The sequence below is a fragment of the Acuticoccus sediminis genome, from assembly GCF_003258595.1.
GTDB lineage: Bacteria > Pseudomonadota > Alphaproteobacteria > Rhizobiales > Amorphaceae > Acuticoccus > Acuticoccus sediminis.
Window position 1 is genome coordinate 363,298 of record NZ_QHHQ01000006.1, and the last position, 25,406, is coordinate 388,703.

General features: G+C 70.8%; 16 protein-coding genes. 11 read left to right on the forward strand and 5 right to left on the reverse strand.

From position 1 onward, the window contains the following. The first annotated feature begins 46 nt into the window (after positions 1-46). From DLJ53_RS25630 to DLJ53_RS25665, 8 genes are all read left to right on the forward strand, one after another. On the forward strand, positions 47-1,060 hold the full coding sequence (locus DLJ53_RS25630; protein WP_111350550.1) for an ABC transporter substrate-binding protein: 1,014 nt from the start codon (positions 47-49) through the stop codon (positions 1,058-1,060). A 27-nt stretch (positions 1,061-1,087) separates the two neighbouring features. Beyond that, positions 1,088-1,858: an ABC transporter permease gene (locus tag DLJ53_RS25635; RefSeq protein ID WP_162409546.1), complete on the forward strand. Its 771-nt coding sequence runs from the start codon at positions 1,088-1,090 to the stop codon at positions 1,856-1,858. 55 nt (positions 1,859-1,913) lie between these two features. Then, entirely contained in the window at positions 1,914-2,708 is a 795-nt protein-coding gene (locus DLJ53_RS25640; RefSeq protein WP_111350554.1) for an ABC transporter ATP-binding protein, read from the forward strand. Between the two features lie 4 nt (positions 2,709-2,712). Continuing rightward, positions 2,713-3,456, forward strand: a complete 744-nt coding sequence (locus tag DLJ53_RS25645; RefSeq protein WP_111350556.1) for an ABC transporter permease — start codon at positions 2,713-2,715, stop codon at positions 3,454-3,456. Positions 3,457-3,499: 43 nt separating this feature from the next. Continuing rightward, complete coding sequence (locus DLJ53_RS25650; RefSeq protein WP_111350558.1) at positions 3,500-3,919, forward strand: VOC family protein; 420 nt, start codon at positions 3,500-3,502, stop codon at positions 3,917-3,919. Positions 3,920-4,107: 188 nt separating this feature from the next. Continuing rightward, the gene (locus DLJ53_RS25655; RefSeq protein WP_111350560.1) at positions 4,108-6,045 is read left to right on the forward strand and encodes a methyl-accepting chemotaxis protein; all 1,938 of its coding nucleotides are present in this window, start codon (positions 4,108-4,110) and stop codon (positions 6,043-6,045) included. A gap of 427 nt (positions 6,046-6,472) precedes the next feature. Next, positions 6,473-11,758, forward strand: a complete 5,286-nt coding sequence (locus DLJ53_RS36435; RefSeq protein ID WP_146620087.1) for a chemotaxis protein CheW — start codon at positions 6,473-6,475, stop codon at positions 11,756-11,758. After that, a complete protein-coding gene (locus DLJ53_RS25665) occupies positions 11,740-12,033 on the forward strand; it encodes a hypothetical protein (RefSeq protein WP_111350564.1) in 294 nt (97 codons plus the stop codon). Before DLJ53_RS36435 ends, DLJ53_RS25665 begins: the two co-directional genes overlap by 19 nt. A gap of 34 nt (positions 12,034-12,067) precedes the next feature. On the opposite strand, the gene DLJ53_RS25670 is transcribed toward DLJ53_RS25665, so the two are convergent. The 4 genes from DLJ53_RS25670 to DLJ53_RS25685 form a co-directional block, all read right to left on the reverse strand. Then, positions 12,068-13,117, reverse strand: a complete 1,050-nt coding sequence (locus tag DLJ53_RS25670) for a response regulator (RefSeq protein ID WP_111350566.1) — start codon at positions 13,115-13,117, stop codon at positions 12,068-12,070. Then, positions 13,114-13,485, reverse strand: a complete 372-nt coding sequence (locus DLJ53_RS25675) for a response regulator (protein ID WP_111350567.1) — start codon at positions 13,483-13,485, stop codon at positions 13,114-13,116. The genes DLJ53_RS25670 and DLJ53_RS25675 overlap by 4 nt, the downstream gene beginning before the upstream one ends. Beyond that, entirely contained in the window at positions 13,482-16,373 is a 2,892-nt protein-coding gene (locus tag DLJ53_RS25680) for an ATP-binding protein (RefSeq protein ID WP_111350569.1), read from the reverse strand. Before DLJ53_RS25680 ends, DLJ53_RS25675 begins: the two co-directional genes overlap by 4 nt. 110 nt (positions 16,374-16,483) lie before the next feature. After that, complete coding sequence (locus DLJ53_RS25685; protein WP_111350571.1) at positions 16,484-17,419, reverse strand: ABC transporter substrate-binding protein; 936 nt, start codon at positions 17,417-17,419, stop codon at positions 16,484-16,486. Between the two features lie 291 nt (positions 17,420-17,710). On the opposite strand from DLJ53_RS25685, the gene DLJ53_RS25690 reads away from it, so the two are divergent. Both DLJ53_RS25690 and DLJ53_RS25695 read left to right on the forward strand, forming a co-directional pair. Continuing rightward, on the forward strand, positions 17,711-20,419 hold the full coding sequence (locus tag DLJ53_RS25690) for a cation-transporting P-type ATPase (protein WP_111350573.1): 2,709 nt from the start codon (positions 17,711-17,713) through the stop codon (positions 20,417-20,419). A 189-nt stretch (positions 20,420-20,608) separates the two neighbouring features. Next, a complete protein-coding gene (locus DLJ53_RS25695; protein WP_111350575.1) occupies positions 20,609-23,065 on the forward strand; it encodes a matrixin family metalloprotease in 2,457 nt (818 codons plus the stop codon). Here the strand turns inward: DLJ53_RS25695 and DLJ53_RS25700 are convergent. Then, positions 23,058-24,086: a LysR family transcriptional regulator gene (locus DLJ53_RS25700; RefSeq protein WP_111350577.1), complete on the reverse strand. Its 1,029-nt coding sequence runs from the start codon at positions 24,084-24,086 to the stop codon at positions 23,058-23,060. The two genes, DLJ53_RS25695 and DLJ53_RS25700, sit on opposite strands and share 8 nt — an antisense overlap. 175 nt (positions 24,087-24,261) lie before the next feature. Between DLJ53_RS25700 and chvE the strand changes: the two genes are divergently transcribed. Further along, entirely contained in the window at positions 24,262-25,326 is a 1,065-nt protein-coding gene (gene chvE / locus DLJ53_RS25705) for a multiple monosaccharide ABC transporter substrate-binding protein (RefSeq protein WP_111350579.1), read from the forward strand. The last annotated feature ends 80 nt before the right edge of the window (positions 25,327-25,406 follow it).

A 25,406-nucleotide genomic window follows, 5' to 3' on the forward strand; every position in this document is an offset into this window, starting at 1 on the left:
ACGTCACGTCACGCCGACCCCCGTCACGCCGAGAGGAGATCTCACCATGGACTTCCCCCACCTTCCGATGCCCATCGTCCGCGGGTTCGTCGCCGGTGCCCTGGCGCTGGCCGCGGCCGCGCCGGCCGCCGCAGAGACGGTGTCGATGACCGTCGAGGCGAGCGCCATCCCGGCTTTCGTCGCCAAGGACCGCGGCCTCTTCGGCGACCTCGACGTCGAGGTCTCCAAGGTCGGCTACGACCAGGTGCAGGCCCTCCTCGTCGCCGGCGACACCGACGTCGCCTGGATCTCGCCGATCGAGACGGTGCAGTTCGTCGCCGAAGGGTCGGACTTCCGCTACTTCTCCACCGCCGGCGCGCAGAACATGTACAACGGCATCGTGGTGCGCGCCGACGAGGCGGGCGAGTACCCGAACGTCATGAGCCTGGAAGGCAAGCGCCTCGGCATCCCGGGCTTCGGCACCGGCACCTGGGCCGCCTTCCGCGCCTTCGCCAAGGCCTACTACGGCGTCGACGACCCGACGACCGTGTTCGACGTCGTCACCGCCTCGTCCGGCGCGCTGCTGGCGCTGGTGGAGCGCGGCCAGGTCGACGCGGCGCTCCTCTTCTCGGGCTCCTCGGCCGCCGCGCGGTCGCTGCCGCAGTTCAAGACCATCTTCTCCTTCACCGAGGCGATGCAGGAGAGCGCGGGCGAGCCGCTCGTCATCAACGGCGCCGTCGCGACCGCCACGTGGCTGGAGGAGAACCCCGAGACGGCGGCCCGGATCGTCGCCGGCCTCGACGCCGCGACGCGGTGGATCCAGGAGAACCCGGACGCCTTCGCCGAGGGCGGCGAGTACGCGGACCTCGCCCGCGACGCCGGCTGGCTCGCAGGCCCGGAGACCGCCGAGACGGTCCTCACCCTCATCAAGGAGGGCAAGTGGTACCTGACGTCCGACGCCTACACCGACGACTGGATCGGCGCGATCTACGACCTTCTGGAGAAGGGCGAGTTCGTCGAGACCCTGCCGGCGCGTGACGACGCCTTCCTCGCCCCCGGCTCGCTGCCGGCCGCCGAATAAAGGCGACGTCCCTTCCTGATGACGACCATGTCCCGGTCCCACCGCCTCCTTCTCAATGCCGCGCCCGTGGTGGTGGGGATCGGGATCTGGTGGGCGCTCACCACCTTCGTCCTGGTCCAGCCGCGCCTCTACCCGACGCCGGCCGCGGTCGTGACGGAGATCGTGCGGATCTTCTCCAACGAGGGTCCGCTCGGCTCGACCTACGTCCACGCCGCGTCGACGCTGATGCGTCTCCTGGTGTCGTGGGCGCTGGCGTTCGTGTTCGGGACGCTGCTGGGCGTCCTCGCCGGACGCAAGCGGGTGGTGTTCGACTTCTTCGCCAACCCCGTGTGGATCGCGATGGCGGTCCCCTCGGTGGTGTGGGTCTTCATCTTCCTGGTGCTGTTCGGGATCGACAACATCGTGCCGATCTCGGCGCTGGTGATGCTGCTCTCGGCGCCGGTCTTCCTCGGCACGGCGGAGGGCGTCCGCGCGACACCGCCCGACCTGGTGGAGATGTGCGATTCCTTCCATGTCGGCCGGTGGCAGCGCCTCGTGCACTTCTACCTGCCGTCGATCGCCCCCTACATGGTCGCCAACGCGCGCGTCTCCTTCGCGCTCGGCATCCGCATCGTCCTGATCGCCGAGGTGATCGGGCTGCCCAACGGCGTCGGCATCCTCGTCGCCTACTGGTCGGACACGCTCTACATGGCGCCGATCGTCGCCTGGGGGATCATCCTGATGGCCGCCGGCATGGCGATCGACCATCTCGTCTTCGCCCCGCTCCAGCGCCGCATCCGCCAGGAGAGCGCGGACTAGTGGCCCGGCCGCCCGTCCGCCGTGCCGCCCGCGTAACGTTCCAAGGTACCGCCGCATGACCACCAAGGTTTCCCTCGAGGACATCGACCTCTCGTTCCCCGGTCCGGCCGGCAGCGACACGCGCAAGGTGATCTACGAGAACTTCTCGCTGCAGATCGAGGAGGGGAGCTTCACTGTCCTCCTCGGCCCGTCGGGCTGCGGGAAGTCGACGCTCCTCAACATCATCAACGGGCTTCTGAAGCCGACCCGCGCCGGCGGCATCGTCATCGACGGGGAGGACCTGCGCCGCAAGCCCGACCTCTCGCGGCAGATGGCGTACGTTTTCCAGGGGCCGCGGCTCCTGCGCTGGAAGACACTCGCCCAGAACGCCAGGTTCGGCCTCAAGGGCCTCGGCGTGCAGCCGAAGGCGAAATGGGACGAGCTGATCGAGAAGTACTTCACCGCGGTCGGCCTCAGGGACGCGATGCACCTCTATCCGCACCAGGTGTCGGGGGGCATGCGTCAGCGCGCGTCCATCGTGCGCGCGTGGGTGAACGAGCCGCAGATCCTCCTGATGGACGAGCCGTTCAGCCACCTCGACGAGATCACCGCGGCGGAGATGCGGCGCATCCTCATCGACCTGTGGGCCAGCGAGGAGACCAAGCGCACCATCGTCTTCGTCACGCACGACATCTCCGAGGCGGCACAGCTCGCGACCGACATCGTGATGCTCACCCCCGCGCCGTCGTCGATCTGCCTGCGCCGCAAGGTCGACCTCGCGTGGCCGCGGCAGCTCGACTCGGACGAGGTGATCGGGCTGGAAAAAGAGCTGCGCCACGCCTTCGCCGAGCGCGCCGGCATCCGCTTCTGACGCCATGATCACCCGGCTCACCGCCTATTCGGCGCAGATCGCCTCACTGGTCTTCATCGTCATCGTCTGGGCCATCGCCTCGGCGGTGGTGAACATGAGCGCGCTGCCGTCGCCCTTCGCCGTGTTCGGCACGCTCGCCGACCTCGTCGCCAGCGGCCGCGCGTTCGAGCCGCTCGGCAACACGCTCGGCCGCACCATTCTCGGCTTCGTGCTGGCGATCCTGCTCGGCACCACCTACGGGATCGCCGCGGCGCTCTCGCGCACCTTCGCGGAGCTGACGCGCTGGCTCCTGCAGATCGCGATCTTCACCCCGACCTTGATCCTCATCTTCCTGTTCCTGATCTCGCTCGGGCGCAGCAACGGGACGATCATCCTTCTCATCGGCCTCGTCGTGATGCCGGTGGTCGGCACCTACATCCGCGACGCGATGGGGGACTTCGACGACGACCTCTCGGGCATGGCTCGGTCCTATCATGTGGGGTTGTGGCAGCGCGTGACGGGGATGTACCTGCCGTTCCTCATCCCGCCGCTGCTGGCGGCGGGGCGGATCGGCTTCACCCTGTCGTGGAAGGTCGCGTTCCTGTCGGAGATCTTCGGCTTTCCGAACGGCATCGGCTGGCAGGTGAAGACGAGCTACGACATCTACAACATCCAGACCCTTCTCGCCTGGCTGATGCTCTTCATCATCGTCCTCCTCGTGGTGGAGCAGCTGATGCGCCTGGCGGAACGGACCTTCGTGAAATGGTGACGCCTCCGCCGTCGCCGCCCAACCCCCGCCGAGAAAGCCCCCGATGACGTTCAAGCCGCTCTTCCATCTCGCCTACCATGTCGACGATCTCGACGCCGCGACGCGGTTCTATGGCGAGCTTCTCGGCTGCAAGCAGGGGCGCAGCACCGACACCTGGGTCGACTTCGACTTCTTCGGCCACCAGATCTCGCTGCACCGCGGCGCGCCGTTCCCCTCGGCGAAGACCGGCAAGGTCGGCGACCACATGGTGCCGATGCCGCACCTCGGTGCGGTGCTGCCGCTCACCCTGTGGCGCGAATTGGCGGACCGGCTGACCGCGGCCGGCGTCGAATTCGTCATCCCGCCGACGGTGCGCTTCGAGGGGCAGCCCGGCGAGCAGTGGACGATGTTCTTCCACGACCCCGCCGGCAACCCGATCGAGGTGAAGGGCTTCGCCAACGAAGACGCGATCTGGGCCGCGTAGTCCAGCGCCCGGCAGCCTCCGCCGCGCCACCCCGCGGCAGGGGCGGCGCCGGGACCCCCGCCACCTGACGCACGGCTCCAGGCGAGCCACGCGCAAGCTTGCGATGCCACATCAGCCAGCGTTGCCACAGCATGCTGGTCGGGTGTCCGCAATTCCGCCGATCCCCCAGCGACATAGAAGCGGGGGACATGACCATGGCGCTCGTCAACTCCGAGGAGGCCGCCGTCCGGAGCGACGGCGCCGGCCTTCCGCCGGCCCCGACCGTGGGCCTGTTCGAGCGCATCGCGCATCCCGGCCGGTCACGCCGCCTCCTCATCCAGCACCGCCAGACCGCCGCCGAGCGCATCACCGCCGCGTCGGCGCACATCGCCGGGGAGTTCGCCGGGACTCTCGCCGCCGTCGAGGCGCAGCAGGCCACGCTGAAGACCGTCGCCGACGGCGAGGCGCAGGCGAGAAGCGCCGCCGAGGCGTCGAAGCGCGCACTCCAGCGGTTCGACGACAGGACCACGGCGGCGCGCGACGCCGCGGACCTGATGGCCGCCAAGCTCAGCACGCTCGAGGAGCTCAACGAATCCATCCGCGGGCAGATCGAGGCTTCGCTCGCCGCCGTCGCCAGCGCCGCCAAGCGTCACGCCGACGCCATCCGCGAGGGGACGGCGCTGCAGGGCGAGGCCGGCGAGATCCGCCAGCTCGTCGACCTCGTCGCCGAGATCGCCGGCGAGACGCGCATTCTCTCCCTCAACGCCTCCGTCGAGGCGGCACACGCCGGGAGGGAAGGCCTCGGCCTCTCCCTCGTCGCCGAGGAGATCCGCACCCTCGCCGACGCTGCCCTCGGCGCCGCAACGAAGGCCGGATCCCAACTGGCCGAGGCGGGCGGGGAGGCCGCACGGGCCACCGGTCATCTCGCCGCCGCCGTTGAGGCGAGCGACGGCGACGTCGAGCGCGGCCGCGATGTCGTGCAGCGCCTCGGCGCCGCCGGCGCCGACATGGCCGAAACGCGGGACGCGACGGACGCCGTTCTCGCGGCGACGTCGAACGACCTGTCCGCCATCGCGCCGCCGCTCAAGGACGTCGACGGGCTAGCAGCGAGCATCGACGCGCAGTCCGCGGTCTGCCGCCAGACCCTGCGGGAGGCGCAGCATCAGACCGAGGCGGTCGCCCAGTGCTTCAAGGCCGCGCTCGCACTGAACGAGTGGTCCGGTGCGCTCATGACCGCGGCGGAGGCGGCCGATACCGCCGGCATCGCCGACCCCGCGAGGGACACCGCGAACGCCGCCGACGCGCTGCTTGCGGAAATCGACGAGGGCACGCGGGCCGCGGTCACCGTTCTGGACGCGGTGGAGACCGCCGGGCACGCATGCCGCTCCGCGCTGGCCGCCGCGCAGACGGCCTCGGAAAGCCTCCTCGCGCCACGGCCCGACTCCGGGTCGGCCGCCGAACTGCGCGATCAGCTTGCGGCGGTGGTGGCCGCGCTGCGCGACTGCGCCCGCGACGCCCGAGGCGTCACCGACGGTCTCGGCCGCGCGCTGGACGACAACGGCAAGGCGCGAGCGCGGCTCGATGCCTTCGAGCAGGCCGTTCAGCGCGCGGAACGCATCGTCGAGTCCGCGATCGCGATCGCCGGGCAGACCGGCGCGCTCGGCGTCGACGGCTCCCTCGAGGCCGCACGCGGGCCGTCCGCGCGGGGCTTCATCGGCGTCTGCGCAGAGGTGCGCGACCTCTCCCGGGACACGGTGCTGAGCGCCGAGCGGATCAAGGAGCGCCTGACGGCCGCGCTCGGACGCTGCGGGCGCGTGGGCGCCGACCTCGACGCGATCGCGAAGACCATCGGCTCGGAGATCGAGATCCAGCGGGCGGTGCTCCGGAGCCTCGACGGCGTCGCCGACCACATCGCCTCGCTCCAAGCCGGCGCCGGGCAGATGACGGCCGACCTCGCCGAGAGCGACGCGGCGCTGTGCGAGGCGAGGACCGCCGTCGCCCTGATCGCCAACGCCGCGACCGACGCATCCCGCATCATGGAGGAGGCCGGGACCGCGACGCGGGCCAGGGAGCAGGACGCCGCGGTCCTCGCCGCGTCGGCGAAGACCATCGCCTTCCTCGCCGACGAGCTCCGCTCGGTCGGCTGACGCTCCCGCCGGCGCGGTGCGCCGCATCCCCCCGGTGCGCCTCGCCTTTGCGGCCCAGCCTGGGGCAGGCACGCGGCTGTATCGCTGAGCGACGCGCCGCGAGCCGGCACCAGCCGGGCGGCGCGGGACCGTCATCCGCGTTGCTGCCCGCATCGCCGGTAGCGCGCCGGACCGCCCCTCGCGTCGTTCAGCGGCGGAGGGACCCAACATCCACTGGCGATGGAGCCGCCCGTCCCATGCCCCAAACGTCGCGCCGCCCGGGATCTACGACGCCCGCTTCCCCATGCCGTTCACACCGGAGCGGCGCATCCGCCGGTCCGGTGACGGGAGCGGACGGACGCTCCGGCGTCGCGGCGGCCGTGAGGCCGGACGATGTGCGTCCGTTCCGCCGCCCCACAGCAGTAGCCGCCGCCCGCGGAGCCGACAGATGACGAACGCGCAACTCGACCAGTTCATCACCGACGCCCGTTGCCTCCTCGACGAGTCCTCGGCCTCGCTCAAGGCGCTGGAGCGGGACCCGGACGATGCGAGCCTGATCGCCACGGTCTTCGACGCCGTTCGCGCCCTGAAGGACGCGTCGGGCCCGCTCGAACTCACCCCGCTGACCGGGCTGATGAACGTGGGCGAGGACCTGCTCGACATGGCCCGTTCGGCAACGCTCGAGCTGACGCCCGATGCCCTCGATGTCATGACGGCCTCCTTCGAGCAGGTCGGTGGCTGGCTGACCGAACTGGAGGCGACCGGCGCCCTTCCCGGAGATGCCGCCGACGTCGCGGCCCCCCGAATCGCGGACCTGCGGGCGATGGTCGAGCGCGCCGCGGCCGGCAGCGACGCCGGTGCCCCGCCGGACGCACCCGCAGCCGGATCCGGTCCGGACTGGCTCGGCATCTTCTCCGAGGACGACCGCCTGGCCGCCCTGGTGCATGCGCTGGAAACGGGCGCCGCGATCCAGGCCCTGCGCTACGCGCCGGGCGCCGGGGCCCTCCTCGCCGGCCAGGATCCCCTGAGCCTCGTCGGCAAGGTGCCGGAGCGGCTGGCGACGTCCGTGACCGCGGCGGCGCCGTGGCCGGCCATCGCCGAGCTCGACCCGCAGCTCTGCAATCTCGTCTTCCAGGTCCTGACGACGGCGGGCGTCGACACGCTGACGACGCTGTTCGAGAGCGTCTCGGCTGAGGTGGAGGTCGTCGCCGTCGAGCCTCCGGCGCTGATCCGCCCCTCCGGCGACCTCGCCGACAGCGGCGCCTGCGAGCGTTTCGCGGCCGACGCCTTGGAGCGTCTCGCGGATGCGCCGGAGACCGCGCTGGAGGACCTCCGCGCGGCGACCCAGGCGCTTTTGCTGCGCACTCCGGCGGCGGCGCGCGAGGCGGCGATGCTGCGCGGTCTCGCCGTCGCGCTCGCGGTCCCGCCGACAGCCCCGGCTTGGCTCGAAGGCCTCGTCCGCGCCATCGGCAACGGCTCCCCCCGCCACTGGGCCGGCACCGCAGGCGCCCCGTCCGACGCGGCCAAGCTGTACGCCGAAGAAGCACCCTCGCAGGAGGAGGCGCAAGCCGGCAACTCATCCCCCGGCGATGACCCTGCCGTGGATGACGACCCGAATGCGGCGACCGGGCCGGAGGTCTCCGCCGACGAGGAGTCGCTGGCCGGGGAGGACGCCGAGGTCATCGAGACTGCGGACGAGAGCGCCGACGAGGCGATCATCGCCGACGACGCGGCCACGTCCGACCCGGATGACCGCCCGTCGGACGACGACGCCGCGCCGTCGGAGGCCGCCGCCGACACCGCCGCGGACGGGGCCGCCGCCGTGGCCGAGGGGGCCGAGGATCTGGTGGCGGAGGCCGCCGCGGCATCCGACGAGGCGGTGCCCGACGACCTCGGGGACGAACCGGAGGGCGGTGCGGTCGAGACCGTCGACGCGGCCGCCGACGAACCCGCGCCGGCGGACACCGTCGCGCACGAGGAAACTGCGGAGCCGGACGTCGACCGGCCCCGCGAGGATGACGCGCAGGAGGACCCGGCGTCCGAAATCGAGCCCGTCGAACCGCCCGTCGAAGACGATACCGTGGCGCAGGACGACACCGGGTCCGACGTGGCTGGCCCCACGGCGGACGAAGGTGATGACGGCACCGCGGACGCGGACGGCGCCGAAGAGTCTGCGGCGGCGGAAGACGCCCCAATCGCTCCGGTTGTCGAAGAGGTCGGGGAAGGCACGGAGGCGGACGAGGCCGACTTCGGAGGTGATGCTTCGGCCGATGCTGCCGCCGCCGGCGAGGACGCTGCATCCGAGCCCGTGCTGACGGAATCGGACGTTGAAGCCGATGCTGCCGTCACAGATCCGGATCTGGGTGGTGCCCCTGACGACCCCTCGCCGGAGATGCTCGAAACGGCGACGGTCGACACGGCCGAAGTGCCGGCCGACGAAGAGGGGACGGAGGCAGCATCGGGGGACATCGAGGAACCGGAAACCGCGCCGGACCACGCCGCCGACGCCGAGCCGGAGGCTCACTCGCCCCTTGCCGACGCCGCAACCGGCCTCGACGAGGTTCTCGGGACCGACCCGCAAGGCGCCGATACGGCGACGCAGGCGGACACCGACGCCGGCGAGGAACCCGCAGAGGCGGAGGACGCGGCGGCCGCCGCCGGTCTCAACGACGAGGACGCCGATCCCGAGCCCGTTCCGGTCGAAAGTCCCGACGAGAACGCATTGCCGGGCGCCGCAAGCGCGGCTGATCCCTCCGATGGCGCCGAGGAAGACGGCGCCGCCGCTCCGGCGACCGTTGCGGCGGACATCGACGCCACGCCGGAGCAGCTGGACGATCCCGGCGGCGATCCCTCGGTCGTCGATGCGGATGCCGAACCGCAGTCCCCTCCGGACCCTGTGCCCGCGCTCGACGACGGGTCCGCCGGCGCCGACACATCCGACAGCGGTGACGCGGAGGAGGCGGAAGGCGAAGACGGGCGTCCGGATCCGGACGAAGCGGCGACCCTGACCGAACCGGACGCCGACGCCGGCAGCGCGGAAGGAGCCGATACGGGAGCTGACGCCGCGCCCGACTGCGTCGACGTCGTCCCCGAGGCCGAGGCGGCGTTCGAGGCCGATGCTGACGAGGTGCCGGACGGTGGGGACGCCGAGGCTCCTGCACCTGATCACGAGGCTCTGTCCCGCGAGGATGCGGCCCTGACCGCCGGCGAACCTGTCGACGGTGCGGCGGTTCCGAGCGACGCGCTGCCTGATGACGGCATCGCCACGGCGGACGCACCGCGCTCGAACGACGACGAGAGCGACGGCGCGGAGTCGAACGTTCCCCTCGCCGGGACCGGGCAGTCCGACCTTGCCGAGCAGGAAGGGGCGCCTGCTTCGCCCGAACCAGCGCGGACGCCGGGGATCGATGTGGCGGACGACGCATCGCCGGATCTCGGCGAGCCCCCGGCCGAAGCCGTCATCGCGGAGGCGCCTCCGCCCACAGATGACGAGGAACCGTCAGCGGGTTCCACTCCGGATGCCGGTGCGCAGTTTGCCGACGAAGCCGACGCCGCACCGCAGACGTCGGTGGAAGACGGGGAGCCGTCGACAGAGCCGGAACCGCCGCTGCCGGACGGATCTGCGGCGGACGCGCCGTCGGCTGAGGACGGCGGTGTGGCCGCGCCTCCACCTGCAGGGAACGATGAGACGTCGCCAGCGCCGGAAATGCAGGCGATGGACGAAGCCGCGCCGGATGCCGACGCGCCGGTCGAGGACGTCAGCGAGGCAGCGCCGGCGTCCGATGACGACGGGGAAGCGTCCCGGGACCTCGATGTGCCGGAGGCGGAGGATCCGGCCGAGCTACCGGAGGTGACGGACGGCGAGGGCGGCGAGGCGGCGACGGATGTGGGGGCACCGCGCGACGATGCCGAAGAGCAGGCGGACCTGTTCGGGCGTCCGGGCGGCGAGCAGGGCCCGGACGACGACCCGCCGCCGTTCGACGGCGCGCTCGACGGAGCAGGCACGTCCGCTCACCCGGACGCCGAGGTGTCGCAGGATGTCGAACTCCCGTTGCCGAGCGTGACGGGCGAGGAGGCGGACGGCTGCGACGATGAGGCTGACAGCCCGTCGCGGGATACCGACCTCCAGGCGCCGGACAACGCGGAGGAACGCTGCGGGCGGGCCGACGAAGGGGACCTGCCGGCACCGGACGCCGAGCCTGACCCGGACGCAGGACAGGAGCCGGATGCAGTGCAGGATCCGGGTGCCGGGCTGAACTCGGACGTTGAGCAGGACCCGGGCCCTGAGCAGGGCGTGGCCGATGATCCCGAGGCTGATCGGGAGCCCGTCTCCGCGCAGGACGCGGACCTCGGAGAGGAGCCCGCCCCGGCGCAGGAACCGGACGCCGTGCGGGAAGCGGACGCTGCGCCGGGATCGGAAACCGTGGAGGAGGCGGACGACGAGGCGTCTGCCCCGGAGCGCGACACGGCCGAAGGGCCGGCGGCCGAGGCGGCGGAGACCGGCGACGCGGACGCGGGCGCCGAGGTGCCGCCGGAGGTCATCGCGGCGGGGCGTGGGCTCCGGGTCGACCCGGGGCAGGTGGAGCGGATGATGCAGCTCGCCGGTGAGCTCGTCGTGGCGCGCAACGCGTTGCCGCATCTCGCACGGCGGGTGGGCGACGTGCCCGGCGCACGCGATGTCGGGCGTGCGATCAAGGCGCACCACGCGATTCTCGACCGGATCGCGCGCGACATGGAAGGCATCGTCCTGGCCGTGCGGATGCGGCCGTTCGCCGACCTCGTGCAGCACGTTTCGGGCCCGGCGCGCGAGTATGCGAGGGGCGCGGGCAAGGCGGTGGAGATCGTCGCGGAGGGCGCGGCAACGGAGGTCGACAGGCTTCATTTCGACCCGCTCGCGACGACGCTCGCCCGCCTCGTCCGCTATGCGGTCGACCACGGGATCGAGCCGGCGGAGGTGCGCACGGCGGCGGGGAAGGCGGCCACCGGATCGGTCCGGCTGTCCGCCCGCCACGAAGGGGATCGCTGCGTGATCGAGGTGCGGGACGATGGCGGCGGCCTCGACCTCGCCCGCGTCAGGGAAAAGGCGGTGTCCTGCGGCATCCTCGGCGTGGACGATCGGGATACTCTGCCCGCGGCCGACGTGGCGCGGCTCGTCCTCGCGCGCGGTTTCTCCGCCCGGGAGGCCGCGGCGGACCCCTATGGCCGGGGCGTCGCGATGGACTGGGCGCGGTCGGCGGTCGAGGCGATCGGCGGCAGCGTCTCGCTCGCGACCGTCGAGGGCGAGGGGACCGCGGTGCGCCTGTCGCTGCCGCTCGCGCGGGTGGTGACGCCGCTGATGGCGGTGGAGTGCGGCGGACAGCTCTACGGCGTGCCGATGGAGGCCGTCTGCGAGACCGACCTCGTCACGCGGGACAACCGGCACCGTGTCGCCGACCGCGAGGTCTTCGCGTACCGGCAGGCGGTCCATCCCATCGTGCGGCTCGCGGACCTGCTGCGGCACGCGCCGGCGCCACCGGCCGAGGCCGAGGAGAGCGTGCTCGTCGCATCCCTCGACGGGGAGCGCGTCGGGATCGTCGTCGACGCGGTCGTCGGCGCGATGGACGTGGTCGTGAAGCCGGTGGAGGGGATGCTCGCCGGGTTCGCGGGCTACCGCGGCACCGCGCTCACCAGCGACGGCCGGGTGATTGTGGTTCTCGATCTGAAGGAGCTTGCCGAATGCCGATCCGCTTCCTGAATGCGATGGCCCTCTGCGAGGGCGACTGCGGCGCGGACGAGGCGGAGCCGCTGCGCGCGTGGCTCGCCCGGCGGCGGACGTCGCTGGTCGATCTCGCCGGCGCCGACCATGTGCATACGGCGGTTGTCCAGGTGATCCTCGCGGCCCGGCCGATCATCAGCTCCGAGCCGAAGGACCCGTTCCTGTGCGAGGTGCTGGGCCCGGTTCTGGAAACCTCCCGGTCGGCCGCGCGCCATCCGCCGCTGAAGTTCACGCCGAAGCAGGCCGCAGCCTGAGCGCAGGGGCCCTGGCGACGGCTCCGGTCATGGATCAGCCGACCGGACCGGCCGGCTCGCAGCAGAGGCGGTAGACGTCGATCGCCGCGACCCCTTTCAGCTGCATGGGGCCGATCGGCTCGGCGGCCGGCGCGCCGAGGGCGGCGGCCCGGCCGTCAAGGTAGATGACGTCCCGCCCCGGCAGGCCTGAGAGGTGCGCGGCGGTGTTGACCGCCTGGCCCCAGATGTCGAACGCCATCCGGGTGCGTCCGGTGATGCCGGAGAGGACGGGCCCGTAGGTGAGGCCGGCCCGGAGGCCGAGGTCGTACTTCTTCAGCCACGGCTCGGCCATCAGCGCCTTCGCGCAGGCGATGCAGGCGGCGACCGGCGCCTCGTGCGGGCGCATCAGGTTGCCGGTGATGACCGCGGCGTCGCCGACCATCTTCAGCTTCTCGACGCCCTCGGCGGTGGCCGAGCGCTCCGCCGCGTCCGACAGCATGCTGACGACGTCGACCACCTCGTGCGGGTCGGTCGCGGTTGTGAACCTGCTGAAGCCGGCGACGTCGATGAAGAGGATCGCCACGTCCGAGTGGGCGCGGGGCTCGACCCGGCCGGTGGTGCTCAGCTCGCGGATCGCCTCGCGCGGCAGGATCGCCTCGAGCAGCGCGTCGCCGCGCGCCCGCTGGTGCTCGATCTCGGCGATGTAGGCCCGCTCGCGCACCCGGGCGCGGCTCCGCTCCAGCCAGGCGTTGACCCGTGCGCCGAGGATGGCGGGCTCGATGGGCTTGGGCAGGTGGTCTACCGCGCCGAGCTCGATCCCGCGCACGACGCGGTCGATCTCGTGGTGCGCGGAGACGACGATCACCGGGATGTCGGCGTATTCGCGCCGGTCACGCAGCGCGGTGAGGACGCCGAAGCCGTCGAGCCGCGGCATCATCAGGTCGAGGAGGATGAGGTCGGGCGGCGCCTTGGCGATGCGCTCCAGCGCGTCGAACCCGTCCACCGCGGTCTGGGTGCGGTGGCCGAGGTCCTCCAGTTCCTCGATGAGGATGTCGCGGTTGTAGGCCGTGTCGTCGACGATGAGGATCCGGGCAGGTTCGGTCATGGTCCCAAATTCCGGTCGAGGAGCGCGAAGAGCGCCCGTTCGTCGATGGGCTTGGTCATGTGCTCGTCGCAGCCGGCGTCGAGCGCGCGCTCGCGGTCTCCGGCCATCGCATGCGCAGTCAACGCGACGATGTACGTACCCGACAGCTCCGGGCAGTCCCTGATGCAGCGCGCGACGGTCCAGCCGTCCATCAGCGGCACCGAGAGGTCCAGCAGCACGAGGTGCGGGCGCCAGGCGCGCACCAGGGCGAGCCCGCTTTCGCCGTCGACGGCACAGCGGATGTCGGCCCGGTCCTCCAGTAGCTGCACCAGCAGGTCGCGGTTCATCTCGATGTCTTCGATGACGGCGATGCGGTGACGCCCGGTCATGAGGCGACCTCGACGACGTCGTCGACCGCACCGCGCATCTGCAGCGGCAGGTCGACGATGAACGTGGAGCCTGCGCCGACGGTGCTGCGCACGCGCAGGTCACCCCCCATCAGCCGGGCGAGGCGGCGGCTGATGGTGAGGCCGAGTCCCGTCCCGCCCGACGGGCGGCCGTGCGGGCCGCCGACCTGGCCGAACTCCTCGAAGATCAGGCCGCGGAATTCCTCAGGGATCCCGGGACCCGTATCGGCGACGGTCAATCTCAGGTTCCCCTTGTGGCTGGCGGCCGTCACGGTGATCTGGCCCTGTTCGGTGTGCCGCGCCGCGTTGCTCAGCAGGTTGGTAAGGATCTGCCGCAGCTTCGCGGCGTCGCCGATCGCCTCGGGCGGCGCGGCGTCGATCTCGGAGACGAGCTTCACGCCCGTCGCCACCATCGGCTCGATCGTGCGCATGCACTCCTCGACGATGCCGGCCGGGGAATAGGGCGCGACCGCGACGTCCATCCGACCGGCCTCGATCTTCGACAGGTCGAGGATCTCGTTGATCAGCTTCAGGAGGTGTTCGCCGCTGAGCTGGATCTTCTCGAGGTTCTCGGCCTGCCGCTGCGGAATCATGCCCTCGGTCTTGCGGTGGACGATCCGGGCGAAGCCGATGACCGCGTTGAGCGGGGTGCGCAGCTCGTGGCTCATGGCCGCCAGGAAACGCGACTTGGCGGCGTTGGAGCTTTCCGCCTCGGCGAGCGCGCGGTCGAGCGCGCGCTCGCGCGTCTTGCGCTCGGTCACGTCCCGCACGACGCACACGATGCCCCCGTCCTCGGTCACGCTGAGCGAGAGGTCCTGCGGGAAGAGCGAACCGTCGCTGCGCCGCCCGGTCGCCTCGCCGCGCCAGGTCCGGGCGCTGCTGAGGGCCGGCATGATGTCCTCCTGGAAGCGCTTCAGCTCGGACTGGTCGTAGAGCTCCGTCCAGCTTATCCCGATCATCTCCTCGCGGGCGAAGCCGTAGACGCGGGCGTGCGATTCGTTGACCCAGCGGTAGCAGCCGGCGCTGTCGGCGAGCGCCATGCCGTCCATCGAGGCTTCCATGCCGTGCAGGAAGGTCCGCAGCCGCGAGGCGGAGTTCTTGAGCGCGGTGATGTCGTAGTAGGTCAGCATCCGCCCGCCGTCCGGCAGCGCGATGCACTGGTATTCGAGCACGGTGCCGTTGGAGAGCTCGAGCTCGTAGGCGGGAATGTCGCCGGCCTTCACCCGCTCGATCCGCTTCTCCCGCCACGCCGGCCATACCTCGTCGGACTGGATGTAGAGGCCCTGGTTGCGGCTCTGCTCCATGTCGTCCCGCAGGGTGCGCGGCACGTCGTAGAAGTCGGCCGGCGTCTGCCAGATGCGCCTGTAGGCCGGGTTCGCCGTCCGGACGTTGAGGTTGGCGTCGAGGAAGAGGACGCCGTGGTCGACGCTGTTGAGCAGCGCCTCGAAGTCGCGCTGGCGGGCGAGCTCGCTCTCGGCCCGCTCGCGCTCGGCCAACTCGCGCCTGAGCTCGGCGGCGAGGCGCGTCAGCTCGGCGTTGCCGCTGGAGAGGTCCGCCTCGCGCTTCTCCAGCGCCCGCGCCATGCCCCGGAAGGCGCGCGACAGGGTGCCGAGCTCGTCGGGCCGCTCCGGGTCGAGCTCGGTGAGGGCGCCCTCCGCCTCCGACCGGCCGAGGCGCAGCTTGTCCGCCGTGCGCACCAGCGCGGCGAGCGGCTCGCCGACGTGCCGGCTCAGCATGGTGGAGAGGATCGACAGCTCGATCAGGAGCGCGCCGAAGCCGAGGGCGAGCACCAGCCAGCCGATCCATTGCGCCTGCGAGTTGATGATCGCCTTCGGGAAGATGGTCACGAGGTACCAGCCGGTGCCGTTGAGCACCGAGGCGGCGATGATCTCGTTGTGACCGATCAGCTCGGCGATGCCGGACGTCGGCGCCAGACGCGCGGCGGACTGGAACACCGCCTTGAGGTGCTCGTCCTCGGTCTCGCGGACGGGGAGCGCGCCGCCGCTGGCCTGGATCGCCTCCATGAAGCGGGGATGGGCGAGGAGGTTGCCCTCGGGGTCGAACAGCAGGTTGTAGATGCCCGACTTGTCCTCGCTCACCACGCGCTCGATCAGTTCCGCCAGGAGGAGGTCGTGGCCGACGAGGGCGACGTAGCGGTCACCGTCCCAGACGGCCTGGGTGACGGAAACGACCCACTCATTCATCCCGTAGTCGAAATAGAGGCGCGACCAGTGCGGGTGGTCGCGCTCGTCCTCGGTGGCGGCCGACGGCGACGTGCCGCCCTGGATGAGGTCGATCTTGCCGTAGATGCCCCATTCGCTGCCCTCGGCGGCCCAGGAGCGGCCGGGCCAGAACATCAGCACCGCGTTCTGCGGGGTCACCACGTAGGCGTTGGCGAAGCGGTTGCGCCATGCCGGTGCGAAGCGTTGCAGCACTTCGTAACCGGCGAGAAGGGTGCGCCTTGTATCGTCGTCGATGCGCACGCGGCGGCCGATGAAGCCGCTCACCGCGTCGCTCTCGAACACTTCCGGTCGGGTGCGGGTCGCGCCGTTTTCCCCCGCCGCGAAGAGCGCGGAGAAGCGGTCGCCGTCGTCGGCCGTCCTCAGGTAGGCAGCGCGGTACTCGCGCGCGAACATCGCCACGCCGTCCTCGGCCTCGAGCAGCACCTGGCTTTCCCGCGCGCGCCGTTCGAGGGCGTACCGCTCGAGGCCGGCGACCGCCTCCGACTCCAGTCCGCTGTGCACCTTGTAGGAGGTGATCACCGCGCCGATGAGGACGACGATGGCGATCCGCGTCGCAACGCGCGCCAGCGTGCGTGCGGCGAGCGAGTTGCGCCGCGGGAAGATCGTGCCGAAACCCGCCCAGCCCACGGGCGCGCGCCTAACGTGCGGTCGAGCTGACCGGTGCCGGCAAGCTCGTCCGCGCGCACGGCCGGGCGACCGGTCGTGCCGTGGTGATGCGGACCCTCGCGGCGGTCACGCTAGTCCACCAGCGTGGCGAGGGGAGGGATCTTGGCGACGCCGAGGTGGCGCGCGATGAGCGGATTGAAGAGCAGGTCGCCCTCGGTGTTGTAGGCGATCGGGATGTCGCGAGGATCGGTGCCGGCGGCGATGGCGAGCGCGGTCTCGGCGGCGAACCGGCCCTGCTCCTCCGGCCGCTTGCCGACGCCGAGGAGGGCGTAGGGCATCAGCCACGGAAAGTCCGTCCCGGTGGGGATCGCGGTGCGCGTCTGCGCCAGCCGGCGCGCCGCCCGGTCGTCCCAGTCGGTGACCGCGCCGACGCCCAGGAGGAGGAGCATGTCCACCTGCTCCTGCGCCTCGAGGAAGCCCTCGGTCCACGCCTCGAAGTCGGAGACGAACCAGGTCCTGTCGTAGTGCAGGTCGAAGAGGCGGATGTGCTCCTTCATCTCCTTGCGCTTGGTGGGCGTCTCCTCGGTGATGAGGCCGAGGCGGTCGCCCTTCGCCAGCGGGCGCATCAGCGAGATGATCTGCGGGATCGCCGACACCTCAACCATGCCGGCGGTGTTGGTGTAGGGCAGGCCGTAGACCGAGGCGTCCCAGTTCACGCCGCAGAAGACGACCGGCAGGTCGGCGTCCCGGTAGTAGCGCATGATGAGGTACTCGGCGGCCGGGTCGTCCGAGGTGGTCAGCACGTCCGGCTTCCATTCGGCGACGATCTCGGTGGCGCGGCGGGCGGCCTCCTCGATCTGCTCCGGCGCGGGGCGGCGCTTGGCGTCGAGGTGGAAGATGCGCCACTGCCCGCCCGCGCCCTCGATGATGCGGCGGCACTCGGCGGCGATCCGGTCGTTCCACTCGTTGCCCTGATGGTAGCTGTCGACATGGAGAACGCGAGGCGCCTGCGCCCTGGCCTTCACCGCGGACGCGGTGACGAGGGCCCCGACCGCAGACGCCAGCACGGTGCGTCGTGAGACTTGCCCATGGGCCGCAAGCGCTCGCCGAAAGCCATTCGACGAGAGGCGCATGGCACTATTCCCCAATCTTTGGATCAATATAGGCCGGCATTATAGTGAATGCCGCATGGGCATGCAAACCCGCGAGGCTATCATCGGCTTATATTCCTGCATGATCGGTTGATCTAAAGCAGCGCCGCCGCGGTGGTCTTCGGCGAGACTTGAACCGGCGTCTTCATCCTCGCGATAAACGAGAGTGTGAAATTGAGCGCCGGATAAACGACAGGACGGCTCGCCATGGCAACGGACCCTCAGCTTCCCGAAACCCACGCCCTGACGGTCCAGGATGCCCTGACGGCGACAGGCGCCTCGCCGGACGGTCTCGCCAGCGACGAGGTGCGGCGCCGGCTGGCGACCTACGGGCCGAACCGACTTCCGGAGCCGCCGAAGCGCAGCGCGCTGCTGCGCTTCGTTTCCCAGTTTCACAACGTCCTGATTTACGTCCTGCTCGGCTCGGCGGTGGTGACGGCGGCACTCGCGCACTGGATCGACACCGGCGTCATCCTCGCCGTCGTCATCGTCAACGCGCTGATCGGCTACATCCAGGAGGGGCGCGCCGAGGAGGCTATGGCGGCGATCCGCGGCATGCTGGCGCCGCACTCGGCGGTCCTGCGCGACGGGGCACGCCAGAGCGTGGACGCCGACGACCTCGTCCCCGGCGATATCGTGCTGGTCGAGGCCGGCGACCGGGTGCCGGCGGACCTGCGCCTGATCGAAGCACGCGGGCTGAAGGCCGAGGAAGCAATTCTTACCGGCGAGTCCGTCCCTGTGGAGAAGAGCAGTGGGCCGGTGGCAGCGGACGCTGCCCTCGGCGACCGCACCTCGATGCTGTTCAGCGGCACGCTCGTCGCCGCCGGAACCGCGCGCGGCGTCGTCGCGGCGACGGGGGTCCACACGCAGATCGGCCACATCAGCGGCATGCTCGCCGAGGTGGAGACGCTGACGACGCCGCTGGTGCGCCAGATGGACGTCTTCGCCCGCTGGCTCAGCATCTTCATCCTGCTCCTCGCCGCGCTCCTCCTCGCCTACGGCTATTTCGTCGACCACCGCGGCTTCGCCGAGTTCTTCATGGCCGTCGTCGGCCTCTCGGTGGCGGCGATCCCGGAGGGGCTCCCGGCGGTCCTGACGATCACCCTCGCGGTCGGCGTCCAGGCGATGGCGCGTCGCAACGCCATCGTGCGCCGGCTGCCGGCCATCGAGACCCTCGGTTCGGTTTCTGTCATTTGTTCGGACAAAACCGGCACGCTGACGCGCAACGAGATGATGGTCGCCGCGCTGGCGTCCTCCGACGCCATCTACACGGTCGACGGCGACGGCTATTCGCCGGAAGGCGTCATCCAGGTCGGCCACGAGACGGTCGACGCTGCGAGCCATCCGATCCTCGCCGAGTTCGCCCGCGCCGCCGCCCTCTGCAACGACGCGGTCCTCGCGCAGGGCGAGACGGACTGGCGCATCGAGGGCGACCCGATGGAGGGCGCGCTGATGGCGTTCGCGGGCAAGGTCTCGGGCGAGGGGGCGCGCCCGTTCGCCGGCGGGCGCCGTCTCGACGCGATCCCCTTCGATGCCGCCCACCGCTACATGGCCGTGCTGCACGAGGAGACCGACGGCAGCGCCACGATCTACGTCAAGGGCGCGCCGGAGGTGCTGATCGCCATGTGCGCCGACCAGCTCTGCGCCGCCGGGACCGCGCCGATCGACCCCTCCGCCTGGCACGAGACGGTGGAGCGGCTGGCCGAGAACGGCCAGCGCGTGCTTGCCCTCGCCGTCCGCCGCGCCGCGCCGGACGGCGAGGCCCTCGACCCCGGCCACCTCGCCCACCACCTCACGCTGATCGGCCTCGTCGGCCTGATCGACCCGCCGCGGCCGGAGGCGATCGCCGCGGTCGCCGAGTGCCATGCCGCCGGCATCCGCGTGAAGATGATCACCGGCGACCACAGCGCGACGGCGCGCGCCATCGGCGCCATGATCGGCCTCACCAACACCGACAGCGTGCTGACGGGCGCCGACATCGAGGTGATGAACGACGCCGAGCTCTCGGAGGCGGCGCTCGTCACCGACGTCTTCGCCCGCACCTCGCCCGCCCACAAGCTGCGCCTCGTGACGGCGCTGCAGGCGCGCGGCCTGACCGTCGCGATGACCGGCGACGGGGTGAACGACGCGCCGGCGCTGAAGCGCGCGGACGCCGGCATCGCCATGGGCCAGAAGGGGAGCGAGGCCGCCAAGGAGGCGGCCGAGCTGGTCCTCGCCGACGACAACTTCGCCTCCATCGTCGCGGCCGTGCGTGAAGGCCGGACGGTCTACGACAACATCAAGAAGGTGATCATCTGGACGCTGCCCACCAACGCGGGCGAGGCGATGACCATCGTGATCGCGCTCTTCATCGGCATGTCGCTGCCGATCACGGCGGTGCAGATCCTGTGGGTGAACCTCATCACCGGCGTCACGCTCGGCGTCGCGCTCGCGTTCGAGCCGTCCGAGCCCAACACCATGCGCCGGCCGCCGCGCGCCCGGCATGCGCCGCTGCTGGACGGCGGGCAGATATGGTCCATCGCGCTGGCGTCCGCGTTCTTCCTGTGCGGCGTGTTCGGGATCTACGTCTACGCCCTCGGCCAGGGCTATCCGCTGGCGCTCGCGCAGACGATGGCGATGAACACGCTGGTCGTGCTCGAGATCTTCCACCTCTTCTTCGTGCGCAACATCTACGGCGCGTCGCTGCGATGGGATGCGGCGCGCGGCACCAAGGTGGTGTGGCTGTGCGTCGTCGTGGTGACGCTCGGGCAGTTCCTGATCACCTACCTGCCGCCGATGCAGACGCTGTTCGGGACGACGGCGGTGCCGTTCTTCGACGGCGTGCTCATCGTCGCGGTCGGCGCCGTCTATCTCGCGCTGATCGAGACCGACAAGCAGATGCGCCTCGCCTTCCGCCGCAGCGTCGAGGCGGTCTGACCGCCGCCGCGCAAGGGGCTGCTGCAGAAGCGACAGAGCGTCGCCGGCAGCCCCGCCAGTCCCGTCCCAGCCTCGCCTGACACTCTCGTGCGGATGCCCTGACGCGCGGCCGTCGCCGCTCCGAGGGCCGCCCGGCGGCGACCCGTCGTCCCACCGGCAGCGTAACGTGTACCGAGTAACGAGTAGATCATGGCTGGAACAGCAACGCCGACCAACGGCCCGTCGTCGGGCAACACCTGGCTCAGCGGCCTTCTCTCCGGGGTGCAGTGGTCCTCCGGAGGCTCCCCGACCACCATCAGCGTCTACATCGCCGGGACGAGCGGGGACGAGACGCTCACCCACGGCGCGCAGAGCATCACCGCGCAGGATTCGATCACGCAGGCTGAGATCGATGCGATGAACGAGGCGATGTCGATGATCGCCGACGTCTGCAACATCACCTTCACGGCCGTCGCGAGCCAGGCGGACGCCGACCTCATCTGGGCGTGCGTCGACAACGTGGACGGGCAGGGCGCGCTCGGCTGGGCCAACTTTCCCGGCGGCGCCTACAGCTCGATCCACGGCGACTACCAGAGCGTCATCACGGTCAACCAGGACGCCTATGTCGGCCCGGCGATCGAGGTCGGCGGCTACGACTACATCACCTTCATCCACGAGCTCGGCCACGCCCTGGGCCTCGCGCACCCGCACGACAATGCCGGCCTGTCGAGCATCTTCCCGAGCGTGTCGGGCCCGTTCGGCGACTACGGCGACTACGACATGAACCAGGGCGTCTACACGATGATGTCCTACAACGACGGCTGGCAGACCGCCCCGGCCGGCAGCTCCTACTACGCCGATCTCGGCTGGGAGGGGACGCCGATGGCGCTCGACATCGCCGCGCTGCAGCTCATGTACGGCGCCAACATGACGACGGCGACGGGGGACGACACCTATACGCTGTCCGGCTCCAACGTCGCCGGCACGTACTATTCCTGCATCTGGGACGCGGGTGGCACGGACGAGATCGTCGGCGCGGCGAGCGTTGCAAACCTCATCGACCTGCGCGCGGCGACCCTCGGTGACGAGGTCGGCGGCGGCGGTTTCGTGTCGTACGCCAACGGGGTGTTCGGCGGCTTCACCATCGCCAACGGCGTCGTCATCGAGAACGCGACCGGCGGCAGCCTCGACGACGCGATCATCGGCAACGGCGCGGCGAACGCGCTCTCCGGGCTCGGCGGGGCGGACAGTGTCGCCGGCGACGCGGGCGCGGACACGCTCCTCGGCGGAGCCGGCGCCGACACGCTGGACGGCGGGGCGGACGGCGACAGCATCAGCGGCGGGGCCGACAACGACACGCTCGTCGGCGATGCCGGCGACGACGTCCTCGACGGCGGATCCGGGACCGATACGTTCACCTTCGAGGGCGTCTTCGGCAACGACACGCTTTCCGGCGCAGCCGACCTCGGCGAGACGGCGAACGTCATCAGCTTCGGCAGCCTCGTCACCGAGGCGATGATCACGACGGCGCTCGCGGCCAACAACGACGACCTGCTGGTGACGGTGGCGGGCGGCTCCGGCGGCACGACGCAGAGCGGGACGATCCTGCTTGCGGGATGGGCCACGGCGCAGGCCGGCGGCGCCGGCTTCGGGTCCATCGTCTGGTCCGCGGGCGGCGGCGGAAGCATCGACCTGACGACCGACCTCTTCGCCGCCGACCCCGACCCGACGCCGGATCCGGCTCCGGATCCGACACCTGCGCCGATCATCGGCGGGCGGGGGTCCGACGCGCTCACCGGGACCACCTCGTCCGAGATGATCAACTCCGGCGCGGGCAACGACGTGGCGAGCGCGCTGGGCGGCGACGACACGCTCGTCGGCTACTCCGGCAACGACACGCTTTACGGCGGCGCCGGCGACGACAGCATCACCGGCGACCAGAACAACGACAGGCTCTACGGCGAGGACGGCAACGATACGCTGGACGGCGGCGCCGGCTACGACCTGTGCGAGGGCGGCGACGGGGACGACCTCATCCTCGGCGGAACGTTCAACGACACGCTGGACGGCGGCGCCGGCAGCGACACCGTCGACGGCGGCGTCGGCACGGACCGGATCCTCGGCGGCGCGGACGGCGACAGCCTCTCCGGCGGACGCGACAACGACATCGTCGACGGCGAGGACGGCGACGACCTGCTCTTCGGCGACGACGGACGCGACCAGCTTCTCGGCAGCGGCGGCGGCGACACGCTGGACGGCGGGCGCGACAACGACCGGCTCGACGGCGGGGAGGGCGACGACGTGCTCCTCGGCGGCGTCGGCCTCGACACGCTCACCGGCGCTGCCGGCGACGACACGCTCGACGGCGGCGCACACAAGGACATCTACATGTTCTCCGGCGACTTCGGGCACGACACGATCGTCTCGATGCTGCACGGCGACCAGATCAACCTCGGCACCTTCCGCGCGGTGAAGGGCGGGGCGATCAAGATGGCCGACCTTCTCCTCACCACCTCCGGCAGCGACGTGGTGATCGAGTTCGACTTCGACCGCAACCTGGTGGCCGATACGGTCGACCTCGACGGCGACGCGGTCGCCGACAGCGTCTCGATCACGCTTCAGGACACGGTGATCGCCGAGGTGACCGCGTCGGACTTCATCATGTAGCGGGCGCGATCAGGTCGCCGGTGGCGGGGAGCGTTCCGTCCCCGCCATAGCGGCGGCGGATCTTCTGGCGCAGGAGGTCCAGCACCCGCAGCATCGCGGGCGAGGCCTCGTGGTCGCGCAGGAGCACCAGCGAGTAGGGGTCGACCACCATGTCCTGCGCCACCTTCAGGCGGTGGATGCCGCCGCCGAACGCGCTCGGCGAGGCGTAGAAGTTGCTCGCCGCGGTGGCGATGGGGGCGATGGCGTTGGTCTCGCTGATGATGGCGAGCGTCAGCAGCGTCGACGAGGTGCTGAGGATGCGCTTGGGCTGCTCATAGCCGTGGCTCAGCAGGTAGTCGCGCGCGGTGCGCCGCAGCAGGCCGCCTTCCTCCTGCATGATCCAGTCGTAGTGCAGGCAGTCGGCGAGGGTGATGTCCTCGCGCCGGGTGAGCGGGTGTCCGTTGCGCACGATGAGCGACACCGGCTCCGGCCCGATGGGCTCGAGCCGGATCGCGCGCCGGTCCACCCCCTCCATCACGCGGCCGATGTAGAAGTCGAGATCGCGCGACAGGAGCGCCTCGCCGAGCTTGTCGCTGGTGTCGACATGGACCGACAGCTCGATCTCCGGATAGGCGATGCGAAGGTCCCTGATGAGCGGCAGGATGAGGTCCACTGCGGGACCCGTGACGCTGCCGATGCGCACCAGGCCGTGCACGCCGCTCGTCAGCGCGGCGATCTCGGTCTGCACCTGGTCGAGGCGGTAGAGGATCTCGCGGGCGCGGGCGGCGAGGGTCTCGCCGGCCGGCGTCAGGGTCACGCCACGGGCGTGGCGGTCGTAGAGGCGGGCGTCCACCATCCGCTCCAGCTCCGACAACAGGCGGGAGGCGGCAGGCTGCGTCATCGACATCTGCGCCGCCGCGCCGGACACTTGTCCTGTGTCCTGCAGCGCGACCAGGAGGCGAAGCTGCGGCAGGCGCAATCCGCGGCGCAGCAACTCGTCCCGCAGCAGGTGTCCACGGGCCGCGCCGGATGCGACATCCATAGGTGTTATCCCAAAATTGCTATATCACAGCCACAAATTCTTATTTGCTCGGTATAGCGCAACGGCGCAAGGTCGGGCACCACCGCTCGCACGCATCAGTTGCGGGACATGAAAATAATCGTCGGCGCGGCCATCCCGGGACGGGGGCGAGCGTCCGGCTGAGGGAGGACAATCCATGCGTTTCACCAGACGTGTTCTGGGCGCGACGGCGCTCGCCCTGTTGATCGCCACGCCCTCGTTGGCCCAGGACAAGGGATATGTCGGCATCGCCATGCCCACCAAGTCGTCGGCCCGCTGGATCGACGACGGCAACAACATGGTCAAGCAGTTCGAGGAGGCCGGCTACACCACGGACCTCCAGTACGCCGAAGACGACATTCCCAACCAGCTCGCCCAGATCGAGAACATGATCACCAAGGGCGTCAACGTGCTGGTGATCGCGGCGATCGACGGAACCACGCTCTCCGACGCGCTGGCGAACGCGGCCGCGGCCGACATCAAGATCGTCGCCTACGACCGCCTCATCCGCGATTCGGGGGACGTCGACTACTACGCCACCTTCGACAACTTCAAGGTCGGCGTGCAGCAGGCGCAGACCCTGGTGGACGGGCTGAAGGAGCGCTTCCCGGACGTGTCGCCCTGGAACGTCGAGCTGTTCGGCGGCTCGCCTGACGACAACAACGCCTACTTCTTCTACAACGGCGCCATGAGCGTGCTGCAGCCGCTCATCGACGAGGGCAAGATCGCCATTCCCTCCGGGCAGACGGGCATGGACACCGTCGGCACCCTGCGCTGGGACGGCTCGGTCGCCCAGTCGCGCATGGATAACCTCCTCTCCGCCAACTACACCGACAAGACGATCCACGGCGTGCTCTCGCCGTACGACGGACTGTCCATCGGGATCATCTCCTCGCTGACCGGCGTCGGCTACGGCTCGGGCGACCAGAAGATGCCGATCGTGACCGGGCAGGACGCGGAGGTGCCGTCCGTCAAGGCGATCCTGCGCGGCGACCAGTACTCGACCATCTTCAAGGACACGCGCGAGCTCGCCCGCGTGACGGTCGGCATGGTCGACGCCCTGCTCGAAGGCTCGGAGCCGGAGATCAACGACACCGAGACCTACGACAACGGCGTCAAGGTCGTCCCGTCCTACCTCCTGGAGCCGGTCCCGGTGACCGCCGAGAACTGGGAGAAGGTGCTCGTCGACAGCGGCTACTACGACAAGGGCCAGATCGACTGACCGTTCCTCCCGCGGCCGGCGCCTGACGCGCCGGCCCACCTCGTCCGCCGGTCCGGATCCGGCGGGCGGCCTTTCATTCT

Coding starts and splice junctions, on each gene's coding strand:
- DLJ53_RS25670 (WP_111350566.1), bottom strand. CDS start 13,117: ATGACCGAACCTGCCCGGATCCTCATCGTCGACGACACGGCCTACAAC.
- DLJ53_RS25635 (WP_162409546.1), top strand. CDS start 1,088: ATGTCCCGGTCCCACCGCCTCCTTCTCAATGCCGCGCCCGTGGTGGTG.
- DLJ53_RS25700 (WP_111350577.1), bottom strand. CDS start 24,086: ATGGATGTCGCATCCGGCGCGGCCCGTGGACACCTGCTGCGGGACGAG.
- chvE (WP_111350579.1), top strand. CDS start 24,262: ATGCGTTTCACCAGACGTGTTCTGGGCGCGACGGCGCTCGCCCTGTTG.
- DLJ53_RS25695 (WP_111350575.1), top strand. CDS start 20,609: ATGGCTGGAACAGCAACGCCGACCAACGGCCCGTCGTCGGGCAACACC.
- DLJ53_RS36435 (WP_146620087.1), top strand. CDS start 6,473: ATGACGAACGCGCAACTCGACCAGTTCATCACCGACGCCCGTTGCCTC.
- DLJ53_RS25630 (WP_111350550.1), top strand. CDS start 47: ATGGACTTCCCCCACCTTCCGATGCCCATCGTCCGCGGGTTCGTCGCC.
- DLJ53_RS25690 (WP_111350573.1), top strand. CDS start 17,711: ATGGCAACGGACCCTCAGCTTCCCGAAACCCACGCCCTGACGGTCCAG.
- DLJ53_RS25640 (WP_111350554.1), top strand. CDS start 1,914: ATGACCACCAAGGTTTCCCTCGAGGACATCGACCTCTCGTTCCCCGGT.
- DLJ53_RS25645 (WP_111350556.1), top strand. CDS start 2,713: ATGATCACCCGGCTCACCGCCTATTCGGCGCAGATCGCCTCACTGGTC.
- DLJ53_RS25665 (WP_111350564.1), top strand. CDS start 11,740: ATGCCGATCCGCTTCCTGAATGCGATGGCCCTCTGCGAGGGCGACTGC.
- DLJ53_RS25650 (WP_111350558.1), top strand. CDS start 3,500: ATGACGTTCAAGCCGCTCTTCCATCTCGCCTACCATGTCGACGATCTC.
- DLJ53_RS25675 (WP_111350567.1), bottom strand. CDS start 13,485: ATGACCGGGCGTCACCGCATCGCCGTCATCGAAGACATCGAGATGAAC.
- DLJ53_RS25655 (WP_111350560.1), top strand. CDS start 4,108: ATGACCATGGCGCTCGTCAACTCCGAGGAGGCCGCCGTCCGGAGCGAC.